Annotated in this window: 4 protein-coding genes and 1 pseudogene; all 5 read right to left on the reverse strand. The window is 31.8% G+C overall.

The window, feature by feature from the left end; all coding sequences use genetic code 11:
* Positions 1-439 precede the first annotated feature (439 nt).
* The 5 genes and pseudogenes from ENL20_03580 to ENL20_03600 all read right to left on the reverse strand — a co-directional run bounded on the left by ENL20_03580 (position 440) and on the right by ENL20_03600 (position 10,543).
* Positions 440-1,813, reverse strand: a complete 1,374-nt coding sequence (locus ENL20_03580) for a hypothetical protein (protein ID HHE37638.1) — start codon at positions 1,811-1,813, stop codon at positions 440-442.
* 65 nt (positions 1,814-1,878) lie between these two features.
* Complete coding sequence (locus ENL20_03585; GenBank protein HHE37639.1) at positions 1,879-5,172, reverse strand: hypothetical protein; 3,294 nt, start codon at positions 5,170-5,172, stop codon at positions 1,879-1,881.
* A gap of 57 nt (positions 5,173-5,229) precedes the next feature.
* On the reverse strand, positions 5,230-6,858 hold the full coding sequence (locus ENL20_03590; GenBank protein ID HHE37640.1) for an AAA family ATPase: 1,629 nt from the start codon (positions 6,856-6,858) through the stop codon (positions 5,230-5,232).
* Positions 6,859-6,874: 16 nt separating this feature from the next.
* A complete protein-coding gene (locus tag ENL20_03595) occupies positions 6,875-10,168 on the reverse strand; it encodes a helicase (protein HHE37641.1) in 3,294 nt (1,097 codons plus the stop codon).
* Between the two features lie 205 nt (positions 10,169-10,373).
* A pseudogene (locus ENL20_03600) lies at positions 10,374-10,543 on the reverse strand (benzaldehyde dehydrogenase).

Consider the following 10,543-nt stretch of genomic DNA (forward strand, 5'->3'; position numbering starts at 1 on the left):
TCATCTTTACATTAAGGTCCCAATAAAATATTCGCCATTTACTAACCATTTCTTTAATAATTGATGCTCTTGTTCATATTGGGGACAACAATCCTTTAAAGAACAATATTTGTCAAGAATTGTATGAGATCAGGCATGCTCCATAAAAATTTCACAGACATGGTAATCGGTTATGGAATCATGGATTTATAACCCGCAAAATGGGGCAGGCGGATGGAGTTCAGTATGAAGCAAGAGAGGGAATGTCGCTCTGAACTCCACGCCCCGTTTCACAGAACTGTGAAGTACAGTTCTTGAGTTTGTTTTTTATATAATCCAGCTTTGCTTAAACTTCCGAAGTTTTATAACCTACTCTATCTTAAAATTTTCATACTCTTCTTTTGATAAAGAGAAAGCTGGATCTACTATTTTCACTTCCTCGTAAGTGAGCTCGTATAATTTATAAACCATTATATCGATCAGATCCCCAAATTTTATTTTCAATTTTTTCTAAAAGTTGCTCTTGAGTTTTAATGTGATTAATACTTAGTAAAATCTTAGATATTGCAATAAAAATCTGAAATCTTAACTTCTCTATAATTTTTATATTTGTACTCTCATTCCCATGATGAATATAATTACTTCTAAGTTTATAAGCTTCTTTTACAAGCTTGTCTGTTTTCTTACGTTCTTTTGGAGTATTACTAATAAGAAATGCTAGACGTTTCCCAATAGAATATTGAATGGGCTCCGAAGTGTTCTTTAGGAGCAAGGTTTCTATAGAAACCAATGAGAACACAATCTTATCTTCAAAGTTTTCAGTAATAATACTTCGACTAAATAAATTCATAGTTTTTAAAAGCAACTCCTCCATATCTGTTAGATTTTTCTTCTTTAACAAATTGCTTGCTACAACAAAACCATATTGTTTTAATATTTCTAATTCTTTGTTATATATGACTCGTTTATAATTACTCTTTACATCTGTCATTGCATATTGTTGAGGAAATTCATCTTCAAAAATAAAGTAATAATTTGATGGTAAATAAACATGACCTTTACGACCATAATAAAACTGAAATTCTGAACTATAAAGAATTGTCGGTGAAAATATCCTTAAAATCATTAATGATCTTTCGGTTTCTTGTTTTGCAATTTCAATACACTTATTTTTATCTGCAAAAGCTTTAAGGGATGCAAAGACTACGCCTTGATAATTTTGTCTAACCTTTGTTAACATTTTTGAATTATCTTTTTTACACTTATTTAATGATTGCTCCCATAAATCAAAAAACTTTTTTGAAAAAACTTCAAATTGAATGTTTCCAATTATAAATGATTTTTCAAGAGATAGATGTAATATTGGAATTGATATTTTGCGCTCCTTTACATTCAATTTAATTTCAGAGTGTAAATAATCAGTATAATTGTTTTGGGATTTTATTTCTCCATTATAGACTTTTTCAAACCATTTGAAAGTAGTTTCTTGTAAAAATTTATAACATAATAAATCCCTTAACTCCTTTCTTATGGATAATGTTTCAATAAAGTTCAAAAATTCTTTTAAATCATTGCCATCTAACCCGACATAACCTTGTTTGGATGGAAAACAACTGACAATTTTATTGCCGAATTGATCAAATTGTCCTGTAGTTCTTAAATTTATTATATCTTTTTTATTTATTTGAATGGCAAATTCTTCAGATTGTGATGTTTTGGGCAGGATAATTTTATTATTAGAATTCAAATTGACAGGTCTCAATTTATATAAAAATTCTTTTGCTCTTTTATTAAAATGCTCTTCAGCTTTTTTAGGTAGTTGAAAAATATTCATAAAATCCTTTACTTTAGTTACCTGATAAATGTTGATAACATATATCCCAATAAGATTTTGTGTTACTATTTGGATCCATTATACTCCCCTTCATTCATCCAAAACTCAGGATCAACAATTTTCACTTCCTCATAAGTTAGCTCGTATAATTTATAAACCATTAAATCTATTTTATCTTCCAGCTTTTGCGTGTCTTTGCCTGCTTTTTTGTCGATGAGGATTTGATCTACTAATTTGACGAAGGGTTTTTGTTTTTCAATTGGTGTTTCAACAATTGGTAATGTTTTTATATCAGCAACTCTTATTTGTGGTGTTTTACCAGGTTTAATTTTTATAATGCTATTAGTAATGCAATAAAAATTGATTAAGCTACTATTTAATATTGCTAATATAAATTTTATAGAGATATCATTATCTAATTTATTTACAGTAAATAAGTTATAATCACAGTGATATCCGTCTTTATCATATGTAGCTGTAATTTGAGTATCGCTTTGACGTATTATCAATTTTGGAGAAAGAAATCTTTGATTTGATTCACCTATTGATGGTGTGCCTATATTGTTTCGCCAAATGTATTTCTCAACTTTTTTATTGAAGTCAAAATACATTTCACCAGTTCTTCTTTGCTTAGTTGAAGGAAATTCTAGTAAGTATTTTTTTACATTATCACCACCATTAATAAACTTGTGGTATTTTGTATCGGTTTTTATAAAATATGATCGGACACCACCAACATTAACACCGACTTTTACATTTGTATAATTTTCAAGTGCATTGCCAATTCTTTCAACTTTTTGATTAATTAACTTTATAAATGGATTAATTATATTTATCGTATAATTATCAGTTTCAATAATTTCGTTTTTTGAAATTATTTTGGCATTATCCATTAAGCCATTTTTTATATTAATATTATAATTATCCAAAATTATATTTTTAAATGATAGTATTAGTTGCCCACTTGCTACTTTTTCAAATTCATTCAAATCCTTAACAATTTCAATAATCTTTGATTTTTCTAATAAATATTTTCTAATATCTTTGAATGGTAATTCAAAAAATGAAATATCAATGATGAATATATTTATTGCATTCTTATTTAACATTTTCAGTGATTTTTCTAGAAAAAACATTACTGAATGGAATCTTCCCTTTTTCTTTTTGTCTAAAATAAAATCATAATCTGATTTAAAAGCATTTATATAATCTGAACTAGTTTTTTTAGCTTGACGTGAATAATAACTAATATACGGTGGATTACCAATCACAATATCAAATCCGTCTTTTATTCCGAACATCCATTTCGGGTCAAACCAATCGGAAGATTCATCAGCAAATGGATTCCAGTTTGCAAGTGCAACTGCTCGTTTATTCATAGAACCTTTTTCGCTTAAAAATTGTCCGATTTCAATTTGCGTATTTTTAAATACTTTTTCGATTTCGGTTTTCTCTTTTCCGCTGGCATAAAAGAATTTTTCCCGCAATTTTTCCAACTTATTCATTAGAGGATCTAGTAAATTGTCAAAATCCATATAATCCATTTGTTCATCTTTTTCAACTTCAGGCAAACCAATCAAAGTGTTGGCAGCAACAAATTTAAAAGAAAGGTTGGGAAGCGGATTTATGCCCCGATTCGGTTTTATATCATTCACTGTTTCATCAACCATCAGGGTCAGGAAGAATCGAAGTTTGGAAAGTTCAACAGCGATAGGTTGGATATCTATTCCGTAAATGGAATGAAGAATAGCAGACATTTTGTATTTATAATCCCAGTTCTCATCCATCATTTTATCCTCAAATGCTTTTCTCACTAATCTATCAGGGATTTTATCTAATTGTTTCATTACCCATTCGATAGATTCGGGATCAACTTTCTGGCGGATAAGTAACATCTTCTGCAAAACCCCCATTGGAAAAGCACCTGAACCGCAAGCGGGATCGAGGATTTTAATTTTATCCAAAGCTTCGATAACTTTCAGACTTTCGTCTTTTGTAAGGTCATTTTCTTCGATAGTATAATCGAGGAGATTGCGAAGCTTTTGTTCGAGTTCAGACCTTGCGAATGGTTGCAAACCTTCGCAATGGTCGGCATTATGTTTCGAACAATTCGGAAGGTTTTCAAACATTCCGAAGGATTCGAGATTAGTCAGCAAATATTGTATCAGCGATTCATCAACCATATATTCTACAATTGGTCTGGGAGTATAATAACTTCCAGTTGCTTTCCTGGCGGTTTGTTGAGTTTCCGGATTAATTTCAGCCAGCAGGTTTTCGAATATTCTGCCGAGCATTTCGGGATCGACGGAAAGATCAATATCGATGGAGGTGTTTTCATCTATCGTGAAATTGTATAATTCCAGAACGGAGAAGAATTTTACAAACCAATCATCAGGAATACTCAATGTGTTTTGATAAATTGATTTCCCTTGAAAATCATCTGTTTTATAATAATCCTGATGTAGATTTGGATCGAACAAACCACCATTTAAAAATGGAATATTTTTGAAAAACTCATTTTTAGAAATCAATTCTTTTCTCTCATCAATCGGTGTATTCATTACTTCAAAGAAAAGCGGTTCGAGAATTGTATGATAATAATTATTTTTAATTGCTTTTACTGATAAAACTTCTTCGGGAATCAGTGAGATTCCGTTTTCAGATTTTTTCTTTTTTAAGAACCAGCAGAATACAATTCTACCGATCAATCTGACTGCAAATTCCTGCATCGAAGTATGATCTGTTGTATCGGGAAGTTTAAGAAGCGGTTCAAATTCTTTAGTTTGTCTTCCTATCTTTCTCGCGCCGCCAACAAGTTCTGTGAAAAGTTCAGCGATATTATTATAAAATTCTTTATTTACAATTTCTACAGAGAATCTTGATTTAAGGTCTTCTTCGTCTTTTATTCTACCCTTTTTCACTAAAAATTCTTCGATTGTATGTTTTTTTACATCCGGTCCCATAAAGTAAGAATATCGTTTGGGATTGGTGAATTCTTTTGTTACTTTCTTTCCTTCCAATTTCAGTTCGCGAGTGATCAAAGATAATCTGTAATTTTCGGAATTCTTTGAAATAAACAGGATCAATGCATTCTTAACTTTTTGATGTTCAATGAATTTGAAAGCATCTCGTGAAAGACCGATTCTGGGGTCATTCTCCGATTCGTGATGCATTTCATAAACTTTTAATTTTAATGTTTCGGAATTTCCGAGATACAAAACATCTTTACTGATATATTTTGGTTTAAATTCTGTTTCTACTTTTTCTGTTGTATGTGAATAATCTTGCGGGAGAAATTGTTGTCTGAGAAAGGTAATCCAGCTTTCTCGATTATAAGGTTCATTGAAATTAAAATTCATAACTTTACTCTTTTACAAATCTTATAAATTTCAACTTAACAACTTGCGGGGTCAATATCATTTTTTTATTTTCTCCAGGAATAATTTACCGCGTTCTGTAAGCCGGTATTTTTGGTTAGGATCAATTACTTTTTTTGGATTAGTGTATTCTAAAAAATTCAATTCAATTAACTTATCTATATATATTTTTTTAAATCTACTTCGATTAGTTTGTTTTACAATAGCCATAATTTCAGTAATTTTGCGAGGATCAAAACAATAAAGCAAGATTCTAGCGTGAATTTCTGGTTTTGCTAACTTAGGACAAGCTTGAGACAAGCTTAGGACAAGAGATCCGATAAGTTCATTGTTTTCATGGAGATTAGCTTGAGACATAACTTGGTCCCGACTTAGTCCCGACTTAGTCCCTACTTGGTCGGTGACTTGGTCACTACTTGGTTCCAATTCAAAATCCGGATGGATTTTTATCGTAGTCAAAAAGTAAACTCGATCTTTATCCATTTCAAAAATGGGATCCGGCGATCCGTTTATTTTCATGCTTTTTCTAATTTTTGGAAATCCTGTAGCTTTCCCTTCTGTAAGATGAAGTTCTTTAAGGAAATCCCCTATTCTTCTGTTCCTGTAACATCGGGCAGTAACCCTAAATTGTTTCAAACTATCATTATCTATCGGCGGTAATGGTCCCGGGAATGATAAAATTTCGATCATATCTTGTTTAATACTTACTTCAACTGGCTCTCTTAGTTCATAACTCCTGTGATAAACTGCATTGACTAAAGCTTCTTCAATTGCTTCATAGGGATAATTATAAAAGCGATTTGCCTCAGCTTGACCGGAAACTTTATTTACTTTTTCTTTAATGATACTGTTTTTTATGTATTGAAGTGCAGATCGAATTTGAACATGTATTGGACCGGAGAATGTTTTCTCTATCAAATTATCACCAACATCATCTAAGAATTCGACAATTTCAATCCTGGCACACGGAAAGTAATGTGATGGATCGGAAGTGAAAAACAACAAACCAACATTCAGAGGTTTGAAATTTTCTTGTGGTCCTCTGCCGATTTGAAGGACATGAGATATATCTTCCATAGTAGTATTGCTTTGAATTGTAAAATCACTATTAATCTCTTTAAGAAATTCTTTAATCAAATTCAGCTCATAATCGTTGATATCAGCGTGATGATTGATCCTGTCATCAAAAGGTATTTTAGCAGCCATTCCAAGAAGTAATTGTTCTTCTTCTCTGTTTGCTTTGACTGTGTTTGAAAAGTGGCGAATCCAATAAAAATTCGGTGATCCTTTTGATATAGTATCGGGTGCCTTATACGGTCTTGTATCGCCACCGGGAATCCAAATTATTAATATATGTTTGCCTTCAAAATTGTACGGTTCAACTATCGGAAAGTAATTAGGTTTAATATGATGACAGATTTCATGAAGTTTTTTCTGGATCGGATCCAATTGGTTTTGGTTCAGTCCTATTGGAGGTAAAATTGGAATTCCCTCCTGTTCTTCTACACCGATAATGATGTATCCACCACCCCAATTATTTATATCATTTGCGAATGCACATATTGAATGAAGAGTGCCTTCAGGATTCCAGCCCTTTTTAAATTCGAGCCGTTCCCATTCGACAACTTTTCCATTCAGCAGTTCTTTAATGTTTATTGGTAAAACCATTTTACATTCCTTAATATTAAATTAGTTCTTCAGCAAGAATCAAGGTTTCAGTTCCTTCGTCAATTTTATTTGCTTTCTTAATTATTTTCGCAAGATAGTTATGAGGAACTTTTTTAATTAAATCATTAACATCATCTTTCAGATTTTCTGAATCAATTTTTCTTATTAATGTAAAAACACCATCGGGAAGTCCATTCAGTTCTTTGGCAACAAAGTAAAGATCGGCGAAATAATCTTTCTTTTCGGGAGACAATTCTATGAGAAGCTCGATTTTATTGATCGCCTCCCCTTTTTTACCCGATGTTGAAACCTGCGTTTTGGAAATGAACATATTGTCTTTTGTTTGTTGATATATTTTCTCAAAATGTTTTGATACTTTCTTTGGCTTTTCAGAAATTTCTGCTTCAAAGAGTTCAAATGCTTCTTCAACCGAAAGTGCATGAGATTCTGTTTCACTTGTTCCCAATCTGAAAGTATAATCCTCTGCTTTTTTGCCAAAAATAATAACGCCTGATTGTGATTTCTTTTCTGTTCGCTGAATTCTGGAACGGCGTGGAATGGAGAGAGCTTTTTCGATCAATTCAGGTTTTTTCTTTTTCAAATAATACAGATCATCTTGATATTTAGTGTCCCACGATTCCTGTTCCTGCAACTTTAAAGCTTCATTATATTTCTGGTGGAAGTAAGATTTCAGTTCTTCTTCTTTTGTCAGGACTTTTGTATCTTCTCCGAGAAGTGCATCGATCATCGCTTTCTTTAAAGTTGATATCTGTTTTACTCGAATTTCCTCCTCACCGATATCAGTAGGGAAATAATTGTAAATGAAGAGTTTATTGAAAAGCATTTTCCCGATCCTGTTAATTCTTCCCACTCTTTGAATAACTCTGGTTGGATTATATGGGATATCATAATTGAAAACTGTTCCGGCTCTGTTTAAATTCACACCTTCAGAAAGAGCATCGGTTGCGATTATAATGTCATAATAATCTTTTTGGATTTTATTGGAAGCATCGAAATTTTCTCTGATAACTTTTTTATTTTCTGTAGAAGAAATTTTGGAAGAATAGTAGAAAGCTCTGATGTTTTTATCTTTTTTAATTTCTTCAAATATATACTTGGCAGTATCGGCATATTCGCTGAAAACAACGATTTTCCTTTTTGGATCATCTTTCAATTGTTTTTGAATTTCGATTTTGAAATTTTCAAGTTTAGGATCGGTTTTTATTCCATTTTCAAACCATTCTTTCCTAATATTTATTAGCAAATTCAAATCCTGATCTAAATCTTTGATAAAATCTTCTTTCAAGTCATCTTTGGGAATGAAGAACAATCCTTTTTCATATTGTTTTTCCAATTCTTTTTCAAAATTATAATTTTCCAGATCATTCTTAACATCTTCACCAATATCTTTGAATGAATCGATGTCCGGCAAATTACCTTTCTTAAAAACAGGAATTTTGGCTGCTTTTTCATAATATTTTTTTACTGATTCCATAGATTTGATCATCGAATTCAGCGTGCATTTAAAGGCATTTATAGAACTTTCAAATCTGGAAACGAGCAGTCTTCTCATAAAATCTGCCAGATTAGATTGAGCAACGCGTATTACATCAGCATCAATGTGTTGGTGCTCTGCTTTCAATCTTTCCTTAAATTTCGATAGATCTTTCAAGTAGTTTACAGGCTTGTATCTTGCGCCGATAAATTCGATTTTGTCTGTTTTCTTTCCTTTATTTTTCTTGGATTCTTCATGATAAATTGTATTTAATGTTTTTAAATATAATTCTGCAAGATCACCGAGATAATATTCTTTTTCGATTGGAGCTTCTGCAAATACATATTTGAAACCTTGTTTCTTCAAATCGTTTTTATATTCTTTAATTTTATCAAGGTCTATTCTTGATCGTCTGATAATAACAGGTTCTAAAATATGTCTGATCTTTTTTGCAAGATTTTGGATTCTTCTTTTCAGCTTTGCTTCATCAACATCCTTCTTTTTTCTTTCTTTATTAATTGCTTTGTATTCTTTGATCATTTGCTGGAATTGATAGGAAAGATTATCGACTGTGCGGATCGTAGATTTTGATGGTATTTGAAAAAGTTTTATCATCGCAAAAATATCTTGAGGTCGGTTGTTGAATGGAGTTGCTGTAAGTAGCATTACTTTATTCCCCTGACAAAGTTTGTGTAGATTTATGTAATCATCGGTGTTTTCATTTCTGAATTTGTGAGCTTCATCAACGATTATTAATACTTCTTCATCATTCCAAACATTTCGTAGATGATCAATAGCTTTATGAATCGAACCAGTTCCGAAAACGACAGCATTGAATTTGAAGATCGTGCGATATTCTTTATCCCATTGATAATGCAGATGTGGAGGAGCTATTATTATCACTTTCTTTCTCATATTAAAAGCAACTGTGGAAGCAATAATACTTTTTCCCAGTCCAACAACATCAGAAATTAATACTCCGTTATGTTGTTCTATAATTTGTATGGACTTTCTGACGGCATCGATCTGATACTTCAGATTAAAGAATTGTCCTTCCGTAATTTCATCAGGAAAAACAACTTCACCAGATTCTCTTATAGCAAAATATTCAATTAATATTCTTATGTAAAATAAATATGGTTTATAGAGTTTATCAATCCAGACCTTCTCGAAAACTTCTTCCATAAATTCATCCAGATTTCCTTCGTTCACAATATCAATTGCCATTTCCCACAGTTCATCAAAAATTCTTTTTCCTTCCGGATATTCATCTCTTAAAATTACATTAATTTCGTGTTGTCCCTTCAAGCCTGCTCTTGTTAAGTTACTTGAGCCGGTTATCATAGTCCCCGGATTTAAGCCATTTTGACTAACCTCTTCTTTATGCTCAAACAAATATAATTTTGCATGATTTGGATGTTCTGTTTTTCTTATTTCCAGCGAACCATCCTTCATTTTTCCTATGAAAATCCTGAATGCTTCCTGCTTTTCTTCGGAATCAAAATAATCAGTATCATTAAATATCTCTACAAAAGATTTAAAGTAACTTTTCTTGATCTCCAATCTTGATTGGTTAATTTCCTGAATGATGGTGAATTCTTTGATCTTGTTGGACATATTTTTTTCGATGTTCATTCCAATTAGGATTTTCATTTTTTTATCATTAATGTTTTTATACATCTGCTCGAATCCGGAGAAGTAAAAATATCCTACAAGAAAGTAGAGATTGTTTGAACTCGGTAAAATGTTATCTATAATCTCGGAAAGAAACTCTTTTTGGTTTGTAACCAGTTTTGCCATTTTCGATTTCCTCATGTATAAATATTGCTGATTTTTTCCAAATCAACATCTCTATTATTTATTATGTATCTAAATCATTGTCAAATATAAAGCAAAAACAATACAATTATTTATAACTTCACTCCACCGTGAAATACCGATGTACGATCTTCAATAAATTCTTCCAGCCCGTCATCATCATCTTGATATTTGTGCCATATAATGCCTGAATAATTCCTTTCAAACCATCATACACTTTCTTGCTATAAGGATGCCACCAGATGTTCCTTCGTGCAAAAGGAAGGATATCATTCACTATGACCTGCGGCTGTGTCATTTCATCAAAGCCAATTTTTCCGTGAGTCCGCCCAATACCCGATTCCTTGAAACCACCCCAGGGTGTTTCTGCAA

It is taken from the genome of Candidatus Cloacimonadota bacterium, from assembly GCA_011372345.1.
Classification (GTDB): domain Bacteria; phylum Cloacimonadota; class Cloacimonadia; order Cloacimonadales; family TCS61; genus DRTC01.

Coding starts and splice junctions, on each gene's coding strand:
- ENL20_03580 (HHE37638.1), bottom strand. CDS start 1,813: ATGAATATTTTTCAACTACCTAAAAAAGCTGAAGAGCATTTTAATAAA.
- ENL20_03585 (HHE37639.1), bottom strand. CDS start 5,172: ATGAATTTTAATTTCAATGAACCTTATAATCGAGAAAGCTGGATTACC.
- ENL20_03590 (HHE37640.1), bottom strand. CDS start 6,858: ATGGTTTTACCAATAAACATTAAAGAACTGCTGAATGGAAAAGTTGTC.
- ENL20_03595 (HHE37641.1), bottom strand. CDS start 10,168: ATGAGGAAATCGAAAATGGCAAAACTGGTTACAAACCAAAAAGAGTTT.